This is a genomic window from Povalibacter sp. (assembly GCF_036735925.1).
Lineage (GTDB): Bacteria > Pseudomonadota > Gammaproteobacteria > Steroidobacterales > Steroidobacteraceae > Steroidobacter.
The window spans coordinates 2,436-22,704 of sequence record NZ_DAINNK010000054.1 but is presented as its reverse complement, the minus strand read 5'-3'; the positions used below and the strand labels follow the sequence as shown (position 1 = coordinate 22,704).

At 65.2% G+C, this 20,269-nt stretch carries 17 protein-coding genes; 7 read left to right on the top strand and 10 right to left on the bottom strand.

Annotated elements, in window-relative coordinates; translation table 11 throughout:
- The first annotated feature begins 190 nt into the window (after positions 1-190).
- Positions 191-778, top strand: a complete 588-nt coding sequence (locus tag V7D81_RS16060) for a hypothetical protein (protein ID WP_324318064.1) — start codon at positions 191-193, stop codon at positions 776-778.
- A gap of 69 nt (positions 779-847) precedes the next feature.
- Here the strand turns inward: V7D81_RS16060 and V7D81_RS16055 are convergent, their stop codons facing one another.
- A complete protein-coding gene (locus V7D81_RS16055) occupies positions 848-1,414 on the bottom strand; it encodes a lipid-binding SYLF domain-containing protein (RefSeq protein ID WP_324318062.1) in 567 nt (188 codons plus the stop codon).
- A 219-nt stretch (positions 1,415-1,633) separates the two neighbouring features.
- Here V7D81_RS16055 and V7D81_RS16050 point away from each other — a divergent pair, with 219 nt between their 5' ends.
- Entirely contained in the window at positions 1,634-2,380 is a 747-nt protein-coding gene (locus V7D81_RS16050; protein WP_324318060.1) for a class I SAM-dependent methyltransferase, read from the top strand.
- 21 nt (positions 2,381-2,401) lie between these two features.
- A complete protein-coding gene (locus tag V7D81_RS16045; RefSeq protein ID WP_324318058.1) occupies positions 2,402-2,650 on the top strand; it encodes a hypothetical protein in 249 nt (82 codons plus the stop codon).
- 80 nt (positions 2,651-2,730) lie between these two features.
- Here V7D81_RS16045 and V7D81_RS16040 read toward each other — a convergent pair whose 3' ends face one another.
- The gene (locus V7D81_RS16040) at positions 2,731-3,819 is read right to left on the bottom strand and encodes an alpha/beta hydrolase fold domain-containing protein (RefSeq protein ID WP_324318056.1); all 1,089 of its coding nucleotides are present in this window, start codon (positions 3,817-3,819) and stop codon (positions 2,731-2,733) included.
- 171 nt (positions 3,820-3,990) lie between these two features.
- On the opposite strand from V7D81_RS16040, the gene V7D81_RS16035 reads away from it, so the two are divergent.
- A complete protein-coding gene (locus V7D81_RS16035; protein WP_324318055.1) occupies positions 3,991-4,983 on the top strand; it encodes a TraB/GumN family protein in 993 nt (330 codons plus the stop codon).
- A 163-nt stretch (positions 4,984-5,146) separates the two neighbouring features.
- Here V7D81_RS16035 and V7D81_RS16030 read toward each other — a convergent pair whose 3' ends face one another.
- The 3 genes from V7D81_RS16030 to V7D81_RS16020 form a co-directional block, all read right to left on the bottom strand.
- Positions 5,147-5,380 (bottom strand): hypothetical protein, encoded by a 234-nt coding sequence (locus V7D81_RS16030; protein ID WP_324318053.1) that lies wholly within the window; start codon positions 5,378-5,380, stop codon positions 5,147-5,149.
- Between the two features lie 183 nt (positions 5,381-5,563).
- Complete coding sequence (locus V7D81_RS16025; RefSeq protein ID WP_324318051.1) at positions 5,564-6,094, bottom strand: GAF domain-containing protein; 531 nt, start codon at positions 6,092-6,094, stop codon at positions 5,564-5,566.
- A 43-nt stretch (positions 6,095-6,137) separates the two neighbouring features.
- Positions 6,138-7,070, bottom strand: a complete 933-nt coding sequence (locus V7D81_RS16020) for a LysR family transcriptional regulator (protein WP_324318048.1) — start codon at positions 7,068-7,070, stop codon at positions 6,138-6,140.
- 106 nt (positions 7,071-7,176) lie between these two features.
- Here V7D81_RS16020 and metE point away from each other — a divergent pair, with 106 nt between their 5' ends.
- Positions 7,177-9,480: a 5-methyltetrahydropteroyltriglutamate--homocysteine S-methyltransferase gene (gene metE, locus V7D81_RS16015; protein WP_324318047.1), complete on the top strand. Its 2,304-nt coding sequence runs from the start codon at positions 7,177-7,179 to the stop codon at positions 9,478-9,480.
- Here metE and V7D81_RS16010 read toward each other — a convergent pair.
- The 4 genes from V7D81_RS16010 to V7D81_RS15995 are packed head-to-tail and all read right to left on the bottom strand — an operon-like array spanning position 9,466 to position 16,016.
- Complete coding sequence (locus tag V7D81_RS16010) at positions 9,466-10,905, bottom strand: efflux transporter outer membrane subunit (RefSeq protein ID WP_324318045.1); 1,440 nt, start codon at positions 10,903-10,905, stop codon at positions 9,466-9,468. The genes metE and V7D81_RS16010 overlap by 15 nt on opposite strands.
- 13 nt (positions 10,906-10,918) lie before the next feature.
- Complete coding sequence (locus V7D81_RS16005; RefSeq protein ID WP_324318043.1) at positions 10,919-14,074, bottom strand: efflux RND transporter permease subunit; 3,156 nt, start codon at positions 14,072-14,074, stop codon at positions 10,919-10,921.
- A gap of 2 nt (positions 14,075-14,076) precedes the next feature.
- A complete protein-coding gene (locus V7D81_RS16000) occupies positions 14,077-15,222 on the bottom strand; it encodes an efflux RND transporter periplasmic adaptor subunit (RefSeq protein WP_324318041.1) in 1,146 nt (381 codons plus the stop codon).
- Positions 15,223-15,257: 35 nt separating this feature from the next.
- Positions 15,258-16,016, bottom strand: coding sequence for a TetR/AcrR family transcriptional regulator (locus tag V7D81_RS15995; RefSeq protein ID WP_324318039.1), 759 nt, complete (start codon positions 16,014-16,016; stop codon positions 15,258-15,260).
- 101 nt (positions 16,017-16,117) lie between these two features.
- On the opposite strand from V7D81_RS15995, the gene V7D81_RS15990 reads away from it, so the two are divergent.
- The gene (locus V7D81_RS15990; RefSeq protein ID WP_324318037.1) at positions 16,118-18,325 is read left to right on the top strand and encodes an acyl-CoA dehydrogenase; all 2,208 of its coding nucleotides are present in this window, start codon (positions 16,118-16,120) and stop codon (positions 18,323-18,325) included.
- Positions 18,326-18,336: 11 nt separating this feature from the next.
- Positions 18,337-19,143, top strand: coding sequence for an enoyl-CoA hydratase/isomerase family protein (locus V7D81_RS15985; protein WP_324318035.1), 807 nt, complete (start codon positions 18,337-18,339; stop codon positions 19,141-19,143).
- Between the two features lie 184 nt (positions 19,144-19,327).
- On the opposite strand, the gene V7D81_RS15980 is transcribed toward V7D81_RS15985, so the two are convergent.
- Complete coding sequence (locus V7D81_RS15980) at positions 19,328-20,125, bottom strand: sterol desaturase family protein (RefSeq protein WP_324318033.1); 798 nt, start codon at positions 20,123-20,125, stop codon at positions 19,328-19,330.
- Positions 20,126-20,269 lie beyond the last annotated feature (144 nt).

The following is a 20,269-nucleotide window of genomic DNA, read 5'->3' as shown; positions in this document are numbered from 1 at the left end:
CGCGGGCACACGCCGCGGATGCGTGTGAACTGGATCACAGGCATCCGGTCGCGATTGCTCGAATACGCCCTGTCGCCGCTCAGGCATTTCCCTCGAGAACGGGCTTCTGTTCAAGGACCTAGAAATCGCTCGCGGAATTCGCCCGGGCGGCTCACTAGCGTACGCGGCGTTCACGGCTCCCGGGTTCGAAATGCGCGCGCCAATGCTGCTCGCGGTCGCTGTGCTGACCGCTGTTCCTGCTGTATCCGCTCTTGCCGACACCGGCTACTCGGCGACGGTCAGGCAATCCTATGCACCCGTGGCCGCCATCAAGCGGGTTGCGATCCTGCCATCGATGTGTCCGGACACCGTCGAGTGCGCCGAGGTCGAGAAGGAGTTCGCGAAGTCGATGCGCGATGCAGCCGGCCTCGAGTTCGTGCCTTCGGCCACCGTGCGGGGCGTCATGCAGGACGCCCAGATCGCGGCGATCAACTACGAGACCCGCTACATCCTCGCAGAGAGTCTGAAGGTCAATGCCTTCGTCACGCTCGACGTGCGGCAGGCGGCCGTGGAGAAGGGCGAAACGACCTACGTGAAAATGGGCGTGTCGAAGCTGCCGCAGGAAGGGGCGACGATCAAGCATGTGCAGCTGGCGCTGCAGATGGTGGCCAACGACGGCAAGGTGCTGCTCGATGCCACGGGCGAGGCGCATCTCACCAATTCCATGCGCGGGCTGACCGGCATTGCCGAACGGGTGTGCGAGCAGATGATCGAGGCGTCCGTGTCGAAGCGCGATTGACCGGTTCCCTTCACGGCGATCGACACGGAGCTGGCGGAAAATAGCGCTGGCGGGGGCAATCCAGCCCAATCAGCGATTCGGCTTGTACGAGAACTTCTGCCCCGCCACCGTCGCCTCGTACATCAGACCGCCCTTGGCGACCGTGAACACGGCCAGGCCCTCCTGATAGCCTCCCGCGGTCGCCGCATTGTGTTTGGTGCCGCTGGCTCCCGCGCCCGAACCGGCAGTCGATGCGGACGCCGATGCGCTTGCAGTGATCGCTGTCGCATGCACCGTCGCCGCGAGTTCGAAATTGCCGGCCGTGAACTTGTCGAAGGCCGCCTTGTTCTCGAAAAAGATGATCTCGCTGAAGGCCTCGCCGCCGGCCTGGAAGCCGATGCTCAGCTGCGTGATCGACGTGTCGCCCACGTACTTGCCGTGCTGATACACGCGACCGGTGCCATGCGCGGCGCCAACCACCAGGCCGCCCTTGCCGACCGTGGGAAACACCGCATAGCCGTACGACTTGTTGAAGAACTCGGCACTCTTGCCGGCTTTCTTGAACACGTTGATGGTGTCGACGTACTCATCGGCATGCGCCGCGACGGCGAAGAGCATCGTCAGGCTGAGCATCACCGTGGAAAGAATGGATTTCATGGAACGCTCTCCCGGGAGTGGTTGAACGGCTAGTAGGTCGCAGGGCGGCAGGCCTCGCAAGTCAGGAACTACACCGACACCGGGTCGGTTTCCTGCGCGCATAACGTGCCGTCGGCTCGAACGGTTCCGGGGTGGCGGCGCGGATGTCTGCGAAAAGCCAATCTTGCAAACGATGCGGGTATGCGGGATCTTCGGCCGGGCCACACCGGAGGTCGCGACATGGGTGTCTTCGGAAGCCTCGCCCGCAATTCCTATCGCGCCGTTCTCGGCGGGTTGTCGTTCCAGCGATATCGTCACTGTCCCATGTGCGGCTGGTCCGGATTCCAGTTCCTGCCGGTGAAGCCGGGTCCGTTCTTTCGCTTCGATGCGGTGTGTCCTCACTGCCGCTCGGCCGAACGGCATCGGCTCGCCTACGTCCTCCTCAAGGATCGTCTGCCGACGCAGCTCGGCGCGATGCTGCATTTCGCGCCGGAGCCCTGCGTGCAGCGCTGGCTGGAACCGATGAGCAGCGACTATCACACCGCGGACCTGTCGCAGCCGCATGTCATGCACAAGATCGACATCACCGCGATGCCCTTCCCCGATGCCAGCTTCGATTTCGTGTGGTGCTCGCACGTACTCGAGCACGTGCCCGACGACCGCAAGGCCATGCGCGAGATTGCCCGCGTGCTGCGGCCGCGCGGTATCGCCGTGATACAGGTGCCGCTGTGGGGTGCGATCACCCGGGAGGAACCGCTGGGCAGCGCGCGCGAGCGCATCCAGCAGTACTTCCAGGAAGATCATGTCCGCCGTTACGGTGCGGACATCCGCGAGCGTCTCGGCGGCGCGGGACTCGACGTTCAGACGCTGCGTCTCGATGAAGTCGATCTCGACGTGGTCCTGCGTTACGGTCTGAGCGACCTGGCGGGAAGCGACATCTTTCTGACGCGCAAGGTCGAGTCCCGTGCGGCAGAGCTCGCGCAATAATGCGACGAGGGGGCGAGCGCCATGAACAATGTACCCGGGGACACCTGTCCCTTCGAATTCAATTTCGATCCGGCCACGTTCAAGGTCGGCGATACCGTGAGCTACCGGGTGCCGGAGCAGTTCGGCGACATGCCCTTCGTCGGGATTCTCGTGGCGGTGGGCGAGGACTGGGTCGAGATCTCGACCAACGATCCCACCGATCCGGATCGCCGCATGCGCGGCACGCGCGCGAGCCGGCCGGTGGTCAGTGCCAGGGAGGCGCTGGCCTGATCTGCGTCTGCTTCTTCCTGCAGGTCAGGCTTTAGCCTGACGGTTTCAGGCCGGCTGAAGCCGGCCCCACAGGAGAAGCGCTACCTGGCAAGCTGCAGATGTTTCTGAAAGAACCGCGTCATCACATCGAACGCCTCGCGCGATTCCGGCAGGTCGATGTTGTAGAAGAACGCGTGGCCCAGTCCATCCCACAGGTGCAGATCGGCCTCCACGCCCGCCTTGACGAGTTCGCGGTGCGTGTTGATCGTGGCGCTCATCTCCATGGCGCGCGAAGCGGTGATCAGTAGCGTCGGCGGAAAGCGCTGCAGGACCTGCGGTGCGAGTACCGGCGAGGCGAGCGGATTGTCGAGATCGGCATCGGCGAAGTAGTTGCGCGGCGACGTCGCTCGCGGCGGTAGCGCAGCGAACGGCCGTGCGTAGGCGCGGCTGTCGCCGCCCCAGCGGGCATCGGCGGACGCGCAGAAGATGCCCAGCGCTGCCGGCCGCGGCAGCTTTTCCTTGTCGAACCACGCCATCGATTCGGCAGCGAGCAAGCCGCCCGCCGAACAGCCGAAGATCGCGATGTCTTCCGGCTTGTACGTCTTCAGCAGTTCGCGATAGACGATCGCGACATCTTCGCTGGCCGCAGGGAAGGTCGTTTCCGGCGCCTGCCGGTACGTGATGCTGACGATCTCGACCTGCGCCAGCGCGGCGAGCGGAATCGATTCGACCATTCCCGTCGAGCCCGCTTCGCCCATGACGAATCCGCCGCCCGGCAGGTTGAGCAGGATCTTGCGCCTGTTGGCCGCGGGAATCGCCTTGACCGGCGTGGCGTACACGGCGGGCACGCCGGCGATCGTCGTCGTGCGCATCGTGACCGGATACAGGTCGACCAGATGCCTGGTGCGCGCCCCCATGAGTTCCGGCATGCGCTTGCGCAGTTCGCTGACCTTGCCGCTGGCCAGCGCCTGCAGCATGCCGGCTTCCTGATCCGTCGGTTGTCTTGGCAACGACGCTTTCGCCGGATCGCTCAGATAGATCGACGGCGGCAGGCTGAAGGACGGAACCACCACGGTGCCGTCGGGCTCGATCGTGCCCGTGTCGTTCTGGGCGTGCGCGAGTCCCCACAGACTCGATGCGACAACGACTGCGCAGTACGCGCCACGAAATCCTGATCCTGGTGACAGCATTTCTGTTTTCCCCCGATCGTTCGTTGCAGGACGGCCGAAGCGTACCAGCTCGACGGCTTCGCTTCGGAAGCGTCGTGAGGTCGCGTCATAGCAAGGAATGCGACGATCCTCCGGAACCTTTCACTTCGCGTTCGTCACTAAGGCATCACCTCGATCATCAAGGATGCCGTCATGGTCAGATTCTGCGCGGGCGTGGTTTCGTTGCTGTTTGTCGCGGCACCCGATGCGGCAGAGCCGGAGACGACGGAAACACCTACGGCGGAGATCGTGCTCGTGACAGGCGAACAGCCGGGGCCGGCGCTATGGCAGGTGTCCTCCGGCGATCACGATTTGTGGATCCTCGGCAAGGTCGCGCCGCTGCCGGCCAGGGTGCAGTGGCGCTCGAAGCAGTTCGAGCACGTACTCGCGAACTCACAGGAGCTGCTGCTGGACCGGACGGGCGGACGTCGGCCCGACAAGCAGCAGGCGGCCGCGGAGAGGAAGGCGTCGAAGCTGCCTCGCGGTCAGACGCTGGAGGATCTGATTTCTCCGGAACTGTATGCGAGAGCGACATCGGCCAGAGCCCTGTTCGGCGACCGTTCCAGCATCGACAAGCTGCATCCTTTCGATGCGGCGAATCGCGTGGGGATGAGTGCGATCAGAGCGCTGGATCTGAAAGTGATGACGGCGAGCATCGAGGCCGAGAAGCTCGCGCGGAAGGCTGGCGTCAAAGTGACGTCCATTGCGACGCCCTGGCCGTACGATGCTTATCTGTGGAGCCTCGAACACGGTTCGGCCGTTCCCTGTCTGGAGGAAGCCGTCGAGACCGTCGAAGACGGTGGCGCCGGGATGCTGCGCCTCGCGAATGCGTGGTCGGTAGGCGACATCGAAGCGCTGCGGCAGCTCGTGCCGTTGTACGCGCACGAGTCGCGGCAGCTGCCCCTTTCCGACGAGCCGGCGACCCGCCCTCATGAAGCCGACAAATGCACCGCTGCACTGCTTGGCGAACAGCCGGCGAGCGACTTCATCGCCGCACATACCGCGCTGCTGGTGACGGAATCCGAGCGCGTGCTGAGAGACAACCGCAGCACCATTGCCGTGGTCTCGATCGCCGACCTGTTTGCGCCGGACGGCTTCCTGGCCGAACTGCGCCAGCGAGGATACGAGGTGATCGAGCCGCAGTAGGCCGCCGGTCGTGACTGATTCGAGGCGCTTCTGTGGGTCAGGCTGTAGGTCAGGCTTCAGCCTGACTTCCGAAAACAGGCCGGCTGAAGCCGGCCCCACAGCAAGAGGTAAGAGGCCCTCACCCTGACCCTCCCCGCGGAGGAGGGAGGAAAGGCGCAGGCCACTAACGCCGGGCGTTGCGACGACGAGTACGTTGCTTTTCCGGCTTGAACGCCTGCAGCTGCAATTGCGCCGCTTCGAGCGCGGTCTCGAACGACGTGTAACCGCTCATCCGGTCGAACAGATCGCCGGTGGTCACGGGTTGATGGGTCGACCTCTCGTAGCCGAAGCCATGGGCCTCGGCAAAGATCCGCACATAGGCGCGGTCGTCATTGAGAAGGTCGACGAGTGTTCGCATCGTGGGGGTGGAATGGTGCGTCAATCCAGCCGACATAATCTAAACGAAAGGCGTTCATCCGCAGTGAGAGGCAGGTCACATCGTCCATTGTCGATGTGAGACGTGCAGCAACGCATCAGGCATTGCCTGTTTCGCAGTCATCTGGGCGCCGGGAGCCGGCCCGCCGTCTCGATCGCGTTGCGTTCAGAGCGGCTGCGCGCGGGTGACGAGCGGGGCGATCTTCTCCGCAGCGCCTTCGAGCAGGCGTTGTTCTTCTTCGGAATAGGTGTGCGCTTCGATCTTGCCGATGCCGAGCACGCCGAGCAGTTGCTGCTCCGCGCCGAAGATGGGCACGGCGATGGCGCCTTCCACGCCCGTCAGGCGCGCGCCCGGCTTGGCCTTGCCCGAGTCGTCCGTCTGCAGATTGCAGACCGTGACGTTCTGGACGGTCTCGGCGCACAGGCCGGCGATCCCCTTGCCGAAGGGGATTCGACTCGTGATCGGGACGAGAACCTCGGGGAGTCCGCGATAGGCGAGCAGGCGAAGTTCGCGGGTCGCGGCGTCGGCGCGATGGATCGTGCCGGTCGGAGCACCGAAGTGCGCGCCGAGGCGTTCCAGTGCGAAAGCGAGCCGCTCGCGCAGCGCGTCGAGGTCCTGTGCGCCTGCCCTGTCGGACTGTGCGAGGCGGGTTTCCAGATCGTGCAGCAGGGTGTTGGTCATGAGGCAGTATTGCATGAGGAGGCGGCGGGCAGGAATTCCAGATTGCCTGCCGCCGGGTTTACGTGCGACGGCCCTGCTTCCGAAGCCGCGTTGCGGCGGATCTGGAATTCTTCGACGCCCGCGCCAGTTCGAGAAACGCGCGCAGATAGTCGATGTCGCCATCGGCCTCGCGCACGCCGAGATGGATCTGCTTCGCGATTCCCTTCCTGCCGAGCCGTACCGGAACGATCGCCAGCTTCGCTGCATATTCCTCGACCAGCCAACGCGGCAGCGCCGTTACGCCGCGATGGCTCGCCACCATCTGCAGCAGGATGTCGGTGGTTTCGATGACCTTGTGCTGTCGCGGCAGGATGCCGGCGGGCGAGAGGAACTGGTTGTAGATGTCGAGGCGATCGGTTTCGACCGGATAGGTGATCAGGACTTCGTCCGCCAGCTGCTCCGGCACTACGTACGCCGCATCCTTCAGCGGATGCCGCGAGCCCACGACCAGCACCTGTTCGTAATCGAACACCGGTTCGAATTTCAGTCCGCGCCGGTGCAGCGGATCCGGCGTGACCAGCACGTCGATCTCGTAGCCGAACAGGGCGCCGATGCCGCCGAACTGGAACTTCTGTTTCACGTCGACATCGACGTCGGGCCAGCGGCTCAGGTACGGCGACACGATCTTCAGCAGCCATTGATAGCAGGGATGGCATTCCATGCCGATGCGCAGCGTGCCGCGGTCGCCCTTCGCATACTGGCGCATGCGCTCTTCGGCGTGATCGAGCTGCGGCAGCACGCGGTTCGCCACGGCCAGCAGATATTCGCCGGCCTGCGTGAGCCGCAGCGTGCGGCCTTCTCGATGCCAGATCTGCGTCGCGACATGCTGCTCGAGCTTGCGGACCGTGTGGCTGAGCGCCGACTGCGTCAGATGCAGTTTGTCCGCTGCCGCGGTCAGCGATCCGTGCCGGTCGACGGCGCGCACGATTTCCAGGTGGATTCTCTGCAGCATGGCGATCCATGAAGGGAACTAATGGATGGCTGAAGTAATACCATTTTTCTTCATGCTGCCGCAGCCCTAGCATTTCCCGCGTTCACCTTTCCAAGGAACGCGACTCATGGCTGTCACCCACAATCTCGGTTTTCCCCGCATCGGCGCTGCACGCGAACTGAAGTTCGCGCTTGAGGCTTACTGGAAGGGGCAATCGTCGCGCCAGGAACTGGAATCGCTCGGCGCCTCGTTGCGCGCGCGACACTGGACGGCGCAGGCCGCGCTCGACTTCGTGCCCGTCGGCGATTTCTCGTTCTACGACCAGGTGCTCGACATGAGTTTCATGCTCGGCAACGTGCCGCAGCGCGTGCGGAATTTTCACGGTGACGCGCTCGACAACTATTTCCGCGTGGCGCGCGGCCGTTCGGCAGCCGCCTCGGGCGATCACGCCGACTGCTGCGGCGGCGTGCAGGCCGGCGAGATGACGAAGTGGTTCGACACCAACTACCACTACATCGTGCCGGAGTTCAGTGCGGCGACGACCTTCGCGCTGGACGCCTCGCGTCTCATCGCTCAATGGCAGCAGGCGCGCGGACTCGGCGTGAACGCCCGGCCCGTCATCATCGGTCCGGTGACCTATCTCTGGCTGGGAAAGACCAAGGATGGGTCGAATCGCCTCGATCTGCTGCCGAAGCTGCTGCCGGTCTACGCAGATCTGCTGTCGCAACTCGCGGCGCAGGGCGTGGAGTGGGTGCAGATCGATGAACCGGCACTCGTCACCGAGCTGGATGCAGATTGGCAGCGCGCCTATGCCGTTGCCTACAAGGCACTCGGTGATGCGAAAGTGAAGCTGCTGCTGGCGACGTACTTCGGCTCGCTCGGCGACAACCTGGAGCTGGCGACCGAACTGCCCGTGCAGGCGTTGCATCTCGATGCGATCAATGCACGCGAGGAGATCGACTCGGTGCTGTCCCTGCTGCCGGCGTACAAGATGCTGTCGCTCGGCGTCGTCAACGGCCGCAACATCTGGAAGTCCGACCTGAACGTGACGCTCGACTGGCTGGAACCGATCCAGCGGCGGCTGGGCGATCGTCTGTGGATCGCACCGTCGTGCTCGCTGCTGCACGTGCCGGTCGATCTGGCCGGCGAACAGACGCTCGATCGCGAGATCCGTTCCTGGCTGGCCTTCGCGCTGCAGAAGATCGACGAGATCCGCGTGCTGGCGACGGCATTGAATCGCGGCCGCGATGCGGTGAAGACGGAGCTTGCCGACAACCAGGCCGCGATTGCGGCGCGTCGCAGTTCGCCGCGCGTGCACAATCCGTCCGTGAAGGCGGCCGTTGCGCATATCGATGCGGCGCTTGGTCAGCGCGCATCCACCTACTCGATACGCGCCGAAAGGCAGGCGGCGCTGTTGAAGTTGCCGGCCTATCCGACGACGACCATCGGTTCTTTCCCGCAGACGGAGCAGATCCGCCAGGCCCGTGCGCAGCGTCGCGCCGGCGCGCTCGATGAAGCGGGCTACCGGCTGAAGATGCGCGCCGAGATCGAACGCAGCGTGCGCGAGCAGGAAGCGCTGGAGCTGGACGTGCTGGTGCACGGCGAAGCCGAGCGCAACGACATGGTCGAGTACTTCGGCGAACAGCTCGACGGCTATGCCTTCAGCCAGTCCGGCTGGGTGCAGTCCTACGGTTCGCGCTGCGTGAAGCCGCCGATCCTGTTCGGCGACATCAGCCGGCCGCAGGCCATGACCGTGGAATGGATCAAGTACGCGCAGTCGCTGACCGCGAAGCCCATGAAGGGCATGCTCACCGGGCCGGTGACGATCCTGAACTGGTCCTTCGTGCGCGACGATCAGCCGCGTCGCGTGTCGTGCTGCCAGCTCGCGCTCGCCATCCGCGAAGAAGTGCTGGATCTCGAACGCGCCGGCGTGCGCGTGATCCAGATCGACGAGGCGGCGCTGCGCGAGGGACTGCCGCTGCGCCGTTCGCAGTGGAATGAATACCTGCAATGGGCGGTGCAGTCGTTCCGCATCGCCGCCAACGGCGTGCAGGACGAAACGCAGATCCACACCCACATGTGCTATTCGGAGTTCAACGACATCATCGCGTCCATCGCCGACATGGATGCCGACGTGATCACGATCGAGACCTCACGTTCCGACATGGAGCTGCTGGATGCGTTCGAGAACTTCCGCTATCCGAACGAGATCGGCCCGGGCGTCTACGACATCCATTCGCCGAACATTCCGACGCAGGAGCACATCGTGCAGCTCATGCGCCAGGCGGCGGAGCGCATCCCGGCGCAGCGCCTGTGGGTCAATCCCGATTGCGGGCTGAAGACGCGCCAATGGGCCGAGGTGATCCCGGCCCTGCGCAACATGGTCGCGGCGGCGAAGACGCTGCGCGCGCAGGATTCACCTGCGCGCTGACAGCGGCTCGGCGCGTGCGCCCAGTCCGCCGCCGACGGCGAGCGCGAGATCGACCGTGTTGAGCAGCGCATCGCGCTGCGCGGCGACCTGGTCGATCTGCGCCTGGAACAGGCCGCGACGCACGTCGAGCAGGTCGATGTAGGCGATGTCGCCCTGGTCGTAGCGCAGTTCGGCGAGTTCGGTGGCGCGCGTGAGTGCGGCGACCTGATCGGCGTTCGCCTGGCTCACGCCGGCGATCAGCGACTGGCCCTGCAGCGCATCGAGCACTTCGCGGAAGGCGTTCTGCACGGTCTGCGCGTACTGCGCCTTGCGTTCCTCGCGCACGGCTTCGGCGCGTTTCACGTTCGAGCGCAGGCGTCCGCCCTGGAAGATCGGCTGCAGGATGCCGCCGGAGGCGGTCCAGGCTTCGGCCGGCGACTTGAACAGATTGTCGAGTTCGCGGCTCACCGAACCGAACGCGCCGGTGAGGCTGATGCTCGGAAACATCTGCGCGCGCGCCACGCCGATGTCATAGGCGGATGAGTTCAGCGCGGCTTCGGCGGCGCCGATGTCGGGGCGGCGTTCCATCACGCTGGACGGCAGGGCGGCCGGCAGGTTCACGGCGGCGGGCAGCCGGATCTGTTCGGCCTGGATCGCGCGGTCGACCAGGTCCTGCGGCGAGCGGCCGAGCAGTACGCCCAGCGCATTCGTACGCCGCACCACATCCAGTTCGAGCTGATGCACCGACGTGCGCGTCGCCGCCGTATCGGCTTCGGCGCGCTTGAACGTGAACTCGTCGCTCTCGCCGGCGTCGAAGCGCAGCTTCTCGATGCGCAGCGATTCCTCGCGCGTCGTCAGCGTGTCGCGACCGCGCGCGAGCTGCTGTGCTGCGGCGATCAGGCTGAAGTAGCTGCGGGCCACGTCGCCGGTGAGACTGAGCTTCGTGGCTTCGCGGCCGTACTCGGTGTTCAGCAGCTGTTCGCGGGCGGACTGCGAGGCGCGCAGATACTTGCCCCACAGGTCCAGCTCGAAGCTGGCGCCGCCCTGCACCGAATAGATCGTCTGGTGCAGGTCGATGCCGGGCGTCGAGTTCACGTAGGCGCTGTCCTTCGATCGCGTGGCGTTGCCCTGCAGATTGACCGCCGGCCAGCGATCCGCGTTCGTGATGCCGAGCACGGCGCGCGACTGTGCGACGCGTGCGGCGGCGACCGCCACGTCGGGATTGTGATCGAGCGCTTCCTCGAGCAGCGAGTTCAGCGTGGCGTCGTTGAACAGCGTCCACCACGGATCGGGCAGCGCCACGGTCTGCGCGGCCTGCGTGGGCAGCGCCGTGGGCAGCGGCAGTTCCGGCTTCTGCGGATCGACACTCGATACCACGCAGCCGCCCAGCAATCCGGACACCGCGGCAATCAACAGGACATTTCTCATGGATGCTTGCTTGCTCATATCGACAGAAACCTCATGACGCGCTCTTCGGCTGCGGTTCCGATTCCTCGACCGGGGCCGAATGGGCGTGCGTGACGTCGCGCGTATGCCGCGCGACCCAGCGGAAGAACATGGGCACGAAGAACGTGGCGATGAAGGTCGCCGCGAGCATGCCGCCGATGACGCTGGTGCCGAGCGAATGCCGGCTCGCCGCGCCTGCGCCCGAACTGAGCGCCAGCGGCAGTACGCCGAAGATCAGCGCCAGCGAGGTCATGATGATCGGACGGAAACGCAGCTTCGCGCCTTCGATCGCCGCTTCGGTGAGCGGCATGCCTTCCTGGTGCTTCATCAGTGCGAACTCGACGATCAGGATCGCGTTCTTCGCGGCGAGACCGACCAGCGTCAGCATGCCGATCTGGAAGTAGATGTCGTTCTCCAGTCCGCGCAGCGTGGCGAACAGGAAGGCGCCGAACGCGGCGAACGGCACGGCGAGGATCACCGCCAGCGGCAGCGTCCAGCGCTCGAACTGCGCGGCCAGGATCAGGAACACCATCAGCACGCCGAGCAGGTACACGCTGTTGGATGCGCCGCCGCTGACCTTTTCCTGGTAGGCCGTGCCGGTCCAGGCGAGCTGGTATCCGGGCGGCAACGCCTCCTTCGCCACTTCCTCGACCACGCGCAGCGCATCGCCCGAGCTGTAGCCCGGCGCCGCGCCGCCCATGATCTTGGCGGCCTTGAACACGTTGAAGCGTTCGATGAACTCCGGTCCGCTGACTTCGCGGATGTTGGCCACGGCCGTCAGCGGCACGAGTTCGCCGGACTTGGCGCGCACGTAGACGTTGCGGATGTCCTCCGGATACGCGCGGAACTTCGGCTCCGACTGCAGCTGCACCTGGTAGACGCGTCCGGAACGATTGAAGTCGTTCACGTACATGGCGCCGAACGTGGCCTGCAGCGTGTCGAAGACGTCGTTGACCGGCACGCCGAGCGACATCGCCTTCTCGCGATCCAGGTCGATGCGCATCTGCGGCACGCTGGCGCTGAACGTCGTCATCACGCCCGTCAGTTCCTTGCGTTCCGACAATGCGCCGACGAGTTTCTGGACGGCGGCTTCGAGTTCCTTCACCGTGCCGCGGCCGCGCGACTGGACGTAGCCCTCGAAACCGCCCGTCATGCTCAGGCCTTCGATGGGCGGCGGCGCCAGCGGCAGGAAGAAACCATCCTTGACCTTGGCGCCTTCGGCGAAGGCAGCGCCGATCACCGCGTCGGGACTCAGGGCGGGATCGCGGCCGCGCTCGTCCCAGTGCTTGAACGGAATCCAGGTGACGCTGCCGTTGGTCTTCATGGCGAACGTCAGCGCATCGAGGCCCGAGATGGCGACCGCGGTCTCGACGGCGGGATGCTGGCGGATGCCGTCGGCCACCGTGTTCACGGCCTTGACGGTGCGATCGAGCGACGCCGCGTCCTGCAGCTGCCCGATGACGAAGATGTAGCCCTGGTCCTCGTTCGGCGCGAGCGAACTCGGCAGACGGAAGAACAGGCCCACCGTCACCAGCACCATGACGCCGAAGACGGCGGTCGCGATCGCGCCGCGGCTCATGACGAGCTGCACGCCGCGTTCGTAGCGGTTGGTCATGCGGCTGAACCAGTCGTTGAAGCGCCGCAGCAGCCCGAAGCGCACGGTGTGATCGGGCTTCAGCAGCAGCGCGCACAGCGCCGGCGTGAGCGTGAGGGCGACGAAGCCGGAAATGGCCACCGATACCGAGATGGTCATGGCGAACTGCCGATACATCTCGCCGACCAGCCCGCCCATGAAGGCGACCGGCAGGAAGACCGCGGTCAGCACCAGCACGATCGCGATGACCGGGCGCGTCACTTCATCCATCGCCTTGGCCGTGGCCGCCGCCGGCGACAGCTTCTCGGTCGTCATGATGCGCTCGACGTTTTCGAGCACGACGATGGCGTCGTCGACGACGATGCCGATCGACAGCACCATGCCGAACAGCGTCAGCATGTTGATCGAGAAGCCGAGGACGTACATGGCGCCGAACGTACCAATCAGCGACACCGGCACCGCCAGCATCGGAATGATGGTGGCGCGCCAGTTCTGCAGGAACAGCAGCACGACGAAGAACACCAGGATCATCGCCTCGACCAGCGTCTTGATGACTTCCTTGATCGCGACCTTCACGTACAGATTGGTGTCGTACGGCGTTTCGTAGGCCATGCCCGGCGGAAAGTCGGCCGAGAGTTCCTGGAGCCGCGCATGGATCGCGTTGCCGGTTTCCACGGCGTTCGCGCCGGGCTGCAGCATGATGCCGATCGCCACGGCCTGCTTGCCGCCGATCGTCGTGTTGGAGTTGTAGTTCTGTGCGCCCAGCTCGACGCGCGCGACGTCGCCGAGCCGCACGATCGAGCCCGAGTCCGTGCTGCGGATGACGATGCGCTCGAATTCCTCCGGCGTTTCCAGGCGGCCCTGCGCCGTCACCGAATACGTGAAATCGACGCCGCCGCCATTGGGCGCTTCGCCGACGCGGCCCGCCGCGAACTGCGAGTTCTGCTGGCGCACGGCGGCGGCGACGTCCGAAGGCGCAAGCCCCATCTGCGCGAGCTTGTCGGGCTGCATCCAGATGCGGATCGCATAGTTCTTTCCCCACATCTGCACATCGCCGACGCCGCGGATGCGGCGGATTTCATCGATGATGTTGAGCGAGGTATAGCTGCTGAGCTGCAGGTCATCGAGGCTGCCGTCGGGCGAGGTGATGCCCGCGATCATCAGCACGTTGGCGGCGGCCTTGCGCACGATGACGCCCTGGCGGCGCACTTCCTCGGGCAGGCGCGGCACGGCGGCCTGCACGCGGTTGTTGACGTTGATCGCCGCGAGATCCGGATCGGCGCCGATGTTGAACGTGACGTTGATCATGAGCGTGCCGTCGCCGGAATTCACCGACGTCATGTACAGCATGTTCTCGACGCCGTTGATCTGCTCTTCGAGCGGCGCGGCCACGGTTTCGGCGATGGTCTCGGCGGTCGCGCCGGGGTACACGGCGGCGACGGTCACGATGGGCGGAATGATCTCCGGGTACATCGAGATGGGCAGCGCGCGGATGCCGCCGAGACCCGCCAGCACGATGAATGCGGAGATCACGCACGCGAAGATCGGACGCGTGATGAAAAAACGCGACAGCATGATCAGGACTCTTTCTGTGCGGGCGCCGGCGCCGCTTCGCCTTCCGCCTGCCGGGTCGCGGCATCGACGGAGACGGCGCTGACCTGGATGCCCGGCTGCACCTTCAGTACGCCATCGACCACGTAGCGATCACCGGCGGCGAGGCCGGAAGTGATCACGACGTCATTGCGCATGCCGCGGCCGACCTGCACCGGGCGCATTTCGACCTTGTCGTCCGCACCGACGATCCAGACGAAGCTGCCCTGCGCGCTCGACATCACGGCCTTGCGCGGAATGGACACGACGTTCGCCAGCGTCACGCCTTCGACGCGGGCGCGCACGAACTGTCCGGGAATGAGCTGCGCCGACTTGTTGCCGAGCACCGCGCGTACGCGCACGGTACCGGTCTGCACGTCGACCGCGTTGTCGACGAAGGTGAGCTTGGCTGCATCCGGATACTCGCTGCCGTCGTCCAGCAGCAGCTTCACCACCGGCGCCGGCTGCTTGTTCGCCGGTGCGAGCGAGTTGCGCAGCAGTACCGCTTCGGCCTCGGGCACCGAGAATTCGACATACAGCGGATCGATCTGCACGATGCGCGTCAGCAGGCTCGAATTCTGGTCGGTCGACACCAGGCTGCCTTCCGACAGCACTTCGCGACTGGTGAGCCCGCTGATCGGCGCGCGCACGTCGCTGTATTCCAGGTCGAGTTCGGCGGTCTTCAGCGACGCTTCGGCCGCGGTCAGGTTGGCCTGCGCCACTTCGAAGGCAGAGACGGCCTCGTCGCGCCGGCTCTGGCTCACCGCGTTCTTCTCGAACAGCGGCAGCACGCGATCCCTCTGGCGGTGCGCTTCATCCAGCCGTGCCTTGGCCACGGATACCTCGGCGCGCGCGGACGCCACCCGGGCGCGGATCGGTTCCGGATCGATCTGGAACAGCGTCTGGCCCTCGCGCACGCGGCTGCCTTCTTCGTAGCGGCGCTTCAGCAGGATGCCGCCGACGCGTGCGCGGACTTCGACCTCGCGCGAGCCGACGGTGCGCGCGGTGTAGGTGAGATCGAGCGGCACGGCCGCCGAATCCACGGTCTGCACCGCCACTTCCGGCGGCGGCATCTGCATGTGCTCCTGCTTGTTGCCGCATGCGCTGAGTGCGAGCGCAACGCCGGCGAACATTCCCAATCTGCCCAGTCCTGCCTTCGACATAAAAATTACCTGTAGGCCTCGTCGGCCAGTTCGAGAAGCTTGTTCACCACCGCTTCGCGCTGTTCCGCGCTGAAGGGCGAGATGCGCAGAGACTCGCGCATCATGAGTCCGTCGACGGCCAGGGCGACGATGGCGGCGCGCGCGAAGTCGGACGAAGTCGAGAGTTCCTGCATGTGCTCTGCCATCCGTTCGCGGATGACCTCGAGCAGCTTGAGATCGTTCGCGGCGGTCGCGAGCAGCACGGCGCTCATCGCGCGCATGCACTGGTCGCTGCCGAGGATGCCCTGCACGCACGCTTTCAATTCCTGTGCCGGACCTTCGGCAACTTTGGTGCGCGCGGAATCGATGCAGCCGTGGATCGAATCGACATAGCGATGCGAGAGCGCCACCAGCAGCGATTCCTTCGACGGGAAGTGATAGAGCAATCCGCCCTTGCTGACGCCGGCTGCGTGCGCGACGGCATCGAGGGTCAGGCGGGCGGCGCCGACTTCGGCGACGACCCGCTCGGCGGCTTCAATGACGCGTTCACGCGCCGAGCCGAGTGCGGCCTGTTCAGCGACCATCAGGGAATCCTCAAGGGGTGGGCGACGGCGGGTGGCACCGGGCCGGGCGCGGATGTTAACCGTCCAGCCGGTACAGTGACAATCAACTTTTGTATCTGAGGCGTCTGCGGGACTGACCTCAGACGACATACCTATTAATAGGAGGGTTTCCTGGTCGCCTTTCTCCGCAACCGGCAGCGCGGCAGGCAACGGCGCATTCATCGTCAATCAACAGTAGTGTTGACCACGCGCAACGGCGCACTCGATACTCCGGCGCGCAGCGACATCCCGGGCAACCCGCGATTCGCGTTTGCGGAGTTTCAATGAATTTCCAGATTTCCGAAGACCAGCAGATGCTGCGCGATACGTTCGCGCGCTTCCTCGACGAGAACAGCAGCATGTCGCGCGTCCGGGCCGCCCAGGCCACCGGCTTCGATCGCGAACTGTGGCGCGGGCTCGCCGAACTCGGTGCGTTCTCGCTGCGAGTGCCGGAGAGTGCCGGCGGCGTAGGTCTCGGCCTGCTCGATGCCGCGGTGCTGATGGAAGAAGTCGGCCGCACGCTGGCGTCGGGTCCGCTGGCCGAAGCGCTGGTCGCGGCGCGGTTGCTGGCACAGATCGAGACGCCCGAAACCAGCAAGCTGCTCGAACAGGTCATCGCCGGCGAAGCCGTCGTGACGATCGCGTTCAACGACATCGCCCGCGAGCCCGTGCAGTGGATCGCCGGCGGTGCCGTGGCGGACGCGGTCATCGCCCGCGATGGCGAGCAGATCGTTCTGGTCGGGGTTTCCGGCAAGCAGCGCCGGGGCGAGCCCAATCTCGGCTTCACGCCGCTGGCCGAACTGCACCTTGCCGATGCGCAGCGTACGGTGGTGTCGAAGAGCGATGCCGGTCGCAACGCGTTCGCGCAGGCGATCGAGGAGTGGAAGCTCCTGATCGCGGCGGCGCTGGCGGGTTTGTCGCGTGAAGCAATTCGCCTGGCGGCGGCGTATGCGTGCGAGCGTGCGGCATTCGGTCAGAAGATCGGCACGTATCAGGGCATCTCGCATCCGCTGGCGGATCTCGTCTGCGACGTCGACGGCGGCAAGTACCTGACGTGGAAAACCATCCGCGACATCGCCGACGGCCGCGAGCAGGCCGGTGCGGAGATCTCGCTGACGACGTGGTGGAGCATCGATACCGCGGGACGCGCCGTCGCGCAGGCACTGCACACCTTCGGCGGCTATGGCCTGACGACCGAATACGACATCCATCTCTACAACCTGCGCGCCAAGGCGTGGCCGCTGGTGATCGGCGATCCGTCGCGCATCCTCGAGGAAGCCGGACGGCGTCTGTACGCGGGCGAAGTCGCGGCGCTGCCGGATGCCGGCGCGGTCGGCATCGACTTCGATCTCGGCGAGGAAGCGCATGCGCTCGCGAAGGAAGTGCACGCCTTCTTCGAGAAGACCCTGACGCCGGAGCTGCGCGCCAAGGCTCACTATTCCTTCGACGGTCACGATGTCGGCGTGCATCGCAAGCTTGCCGAAGCCGGACTGCTGTTCCCTGCATGGCCGAAGGAATATGGCGGTCGCGCGGCGCCGCCGTATGCGATGAATGCCCTGCATCAGGCATGGGAAGAGGTGGGCTGGAGCAGTCATGCCATCAGCACCACCGGGCTGGTCGGCGCCATGATCCGTCTGTTCGGCAGCGAGGAGCTGAAGCGCGAAGTGCTGACCAAGATCATCGCCGGCGAAGTCGTCTGCAGCCTCGGCTATTCCGAGCCCAGCTGCGGTTCCGACGTGTTCGCAGCCCAGACGCGCGCGACGCGCGACGGCGACGAGTGGCGCATCGACGGCTCGAAGATGTTCACCAGCGGCGCGGACATCGCCGACTACGTGCTCATGCTGACGCGCACCAACACGGAGGTACCGAAGCACAAGGGCCTCACCATGTTCGTGGTGCCGCTCAAATCGCCCGGTGTTTCGATACAACCGGTGTTCACGTTCCAGGACGAGCGCACCAACATCACCTACTACGACGGCGTGAAGGTCAAGGACAGCTACCGGCTCGGCCCGGTCGACGGCGGCGTGAAAGTGATGGCCGGCGCACTCGAGATGGAACACGGCGGCGGATTCTCCAAGAGCCAGCGTCACATGGTGCACGCGGCGGAGGATCTGTGCCGGCAGATCCAGTATCGCGGCAAGGCCCTGATCGACGATCCGGTCGCGCAGGTGCGCCTCGCGCGCGCCACGGTGCACACGCTGCTGTCCGAAGTGATCGCCTACCGCGCGGTGTGGTGGGCCGTGCAGAAGCAGCAGAACATGGCCTACGGACCGATGGCCAAACTGTTTTCTTCGGAGAAGTTCCTGAAGGATTCGGCGGACCTGCTGGATCTCACCGCGCCTCATTCGCTGTCGAAGCGCAACGGCCCGGCGGGCTTCCTGAACCAGTGCTATCGCCACGCGCAGGGCACGACCATCTACGGCGGCACGAGCGAAGTGCATCGCAGCCAGATCGCCGAGCGCAATCTCGGTCTGCCGCGCACCCGCGCCTGAAGGAGTTCGACGTGACTGACGCTCCGCATCTGCTGGTTCAGGAAGACGGCGGCATTCTCATCGCGACGCTGAATCGCCCGGACAAGCTCAACGCGATCAGCGCCGACATGATGGGCCTGTTCGAGGCGGCGCTGCATCGCTTCCGCGATACGCCGGAACTCAAGGTCATGCTGATTCGCGCGACGGGGCGATACTTCTGCGCGGGCGCCGACCTGCGCGGCGGCGATCAGGGGCCGTCGAAAACGGCGTCGCAGATTCGCGAGAAGCATCGTCTGCGGCTGCACGGCATGCATCGCATCTACGACGAGATGGAGGCGATCGAAAAGCCCATCGTCGTGGCGCATCAGGCCGCGTGCGTCGGCGGCGGCCTCGAACTGTCGCTGTCCTGCGATTTCCGTCTCGCTGCGAAGAGTGCGAGCTATGCGTTTCCGGAAGGCAGGTTCGGCGTGCTGCCGGCATCGAACGGCGTGAGCCGGCTGGCGCGCCTCATCGGCACGCACTGGACGCGCTATCTCATCATGGCGAACCTGCCCGCGAGCGCCGACAAGGCGCTGATCATGGGGCTGGTGCATGACGTCTTCCCCGACGAAACGTTCGAGGACGACGTGATGACATTCTGCCGCCACCTGGCGCAGCAGAACGGCGAGCAGATGGGCGCCGCGAAGCTCGCCATCGAACTCGCGCACGACGTCGGTCTCGCGCAGGCGCGCAACGTCGAGCGCCTGGCCAACAGCGCACTGATGCTGAATCCGGAATATCTCGCCGGCATCGAGCGCTACATCCAGGGCATCGGCGGCAAGGGCAAGGACAAAGGCTAGCGGACTGTAACCGTCGAATCGGTAGCGGCGCTTCGGCTCCCTCCTCCGCGTAGCGGGGGAGGGTTGGGGTGGGGGCCTACATCGACGCCACGGAGATCCCATCCACTCACACTGCCGCCGCGGACGAATGTGTCGGAGCTGCTGATCCGGCCGACGTCGGATACCAAGGGCATGTAGTCGCAGGCTACCCGTGAGTCGTCTGCTGCTGACCCAGCTTCATGGCGGGATCGTAGTCGCTGCTCGCGATATCCCGGAACGCCAGCATCTGCGGCAGTTTGGCCGAGGCGCCGTCGTAGAAGCCGCTTTCCGGGACGAAGTCCTTCGGATTGCGGAAGGTACCGAACAGGATGTCGAAGAGCGGCAGATCGGAATAGTTGTAGTGATGGATGCCGCGGCCGTGATGGACGCTGTGACTCTCGGGCCGCTGCAGGAAATACCCCAGCCATTGCGGCGTGCGGATGTTGGTGTGCTGGAAAATGGCCAGGAACATCGTCGCGTACAGGAAGTAGGTCACTGCCTGCGCGCTCAATCCCACGACGACGGTCAGGCTGAGGCTGCTCAGGAAGGTGAAGCCGACGATGTCCAGCGGGCTGAAGTAGAAGGCGCCGAAGCTGTCCACCCGTTCCGCGCTGTGGTGCATCTGGTGGAAGGAGCGCCATAGCCAATGGCTCCGGTGCATCGCCCGATGCCAGACATAGACCAGCAGTTCGAACACCAGTACGCCGATGCCCGCCCCGGCGAAAGGGTGGAGGCCTTCCAGGTTGAAGAGCTGGTACTGCGAGAGCGAGTCGCTCCACAGCAGCGGCAGGTAGGAGGAAAGGAAGAAGTAGAGCGTGAACACCGCCAGGGCCCTCGGAATCCAGCCCTTGACCCTGGGCAGACGGCGCGCCGGAAACAGCGCCTCCAGCAGTATCAGTGCACCATAGAGTGCAAGTGCGGTCAGCGAAACGGGGTCCAGCAGGATCTGCAGCGGCGTAGGCATGGGACTCTCCCTTCTTGTGGTGTCAACGGTCCCACGTTGGCCTCGCTGCACGGTCCCTGCATGAGGGACAGATCATTTTTCGGTAATTTCTCGATAACGGTTCCCTTTGGCGGGTTCATGCCGAACGTTGCCCGCGCTGCCGGC

Coding starts and splice junctions, on each gene's coding strand:
- V7D81_RS16030 (WP_324318053.1), bottom strand. CDS start 5,380: ATGCGAACACTCGTCGACCTTCTCAATGACGACCGCGCCTATGTGCGG.
- V7D81_RS16040 (WP_324318056.1), bottom strand. CDS start 3,819: ATGCTGTCACCAGGATCAGGATTTCGTGGCGCGTACTGCGCAGTCGTT.
- V7D81_RS16010 (WP_324318045.1), bottom strand. CDS start 10,905: ATGAGCAAGCAAGCATCCATGAGAAATGTCCTGTTGATTGCCGCGGTG.
- V7D81_RS16020 (WP_324318048.1), bottom strand. CDS start 7,070: ATGCTGCAGAGAATCCACCTGGAAATCGTGCGCGCCGTCGACCGGCAC.
- V7D81_RS16045 (WP_324318058.1), top strand. CDS start 2,402: ATGAACAATGTACCCGGGGACACCTGTCCCTTCGAATTCAATTTCGAT.
- V7D81_RS15990 (WP_324318037.1), top strand. CDS start 16,118: ATGAATTTCCAGATTTCCGAAGACCAGCAGATGCTGCGCGATACGTTC.
- V7D81_RS15980 (WP_324318033.1), bottom strand. CDS start 20,125: ATGCCTACGCCGCTGCAGATCCTGCTGGACCCCGTTTCGCTGACCGCA.
- metE (WP_324318047.1), top strand. CDS start 7,177: ATGGCTGTCACCCACAATCTCGGTTTTCCCCGCATCGGCGCTGCACGC.
- V7D81_RS16000 (WP_324318041.1), bottom strand. CDS start 15,222: ATGTTCGCCGGCGTTGCGCTCGCACTCAGCGCATGCGGCAACAAGCAG.
- V7D81_RS16060 (WP_324318064.1), top strand. CDS start 191: ATGCGCGCGCCAATGCTGCTCGCGGTCGCTGTGCTGACCGCTGTTCCT.
- V7D81_RS16025 (WP_324318051.1), bottom strand. CDS start 6,094: ATGCAATACTGCCTCATGACCAACACCCTGCTGCACGATCTGGAAACC.
- V7D81_RS16055 (WP_324318062.1), bottom strand. CDS start 1,414: ATGAAATCCATTCTTTCCACGGTGATGCTCAGCCTGACGATGCTCTTC.
- V7D81_RS16050 (WP_324318060.1), top strand. CDS start 1,634: ATGGGTGTCTTCGGAAGCCTCGCCCGCAATTCCTATCGCGCCGTTCTC.
- V7D81_RS16035 (WP_324318055.1), top strand. CDS start 3,991: ATGGTCAGATTCTGCGCGGGCGTGGTTTCGTTGCTGTTTGTCGCGGCA.
- V7D81_RS16005 (WP_324318043.1), bottom strand. CDS start 14,074: ATGCTGTCGCGTTTTTTCATCACGCGTCCGATCTTCGCGTGCGTGATC.
- V7D81_RS15995 (WP_324318039.1), bottom strand. CDS start 16,016: ATGAATGCGCCGTTGCCTGCCGCGCTGCCGGTTGCGGAGAAAGGCGAC.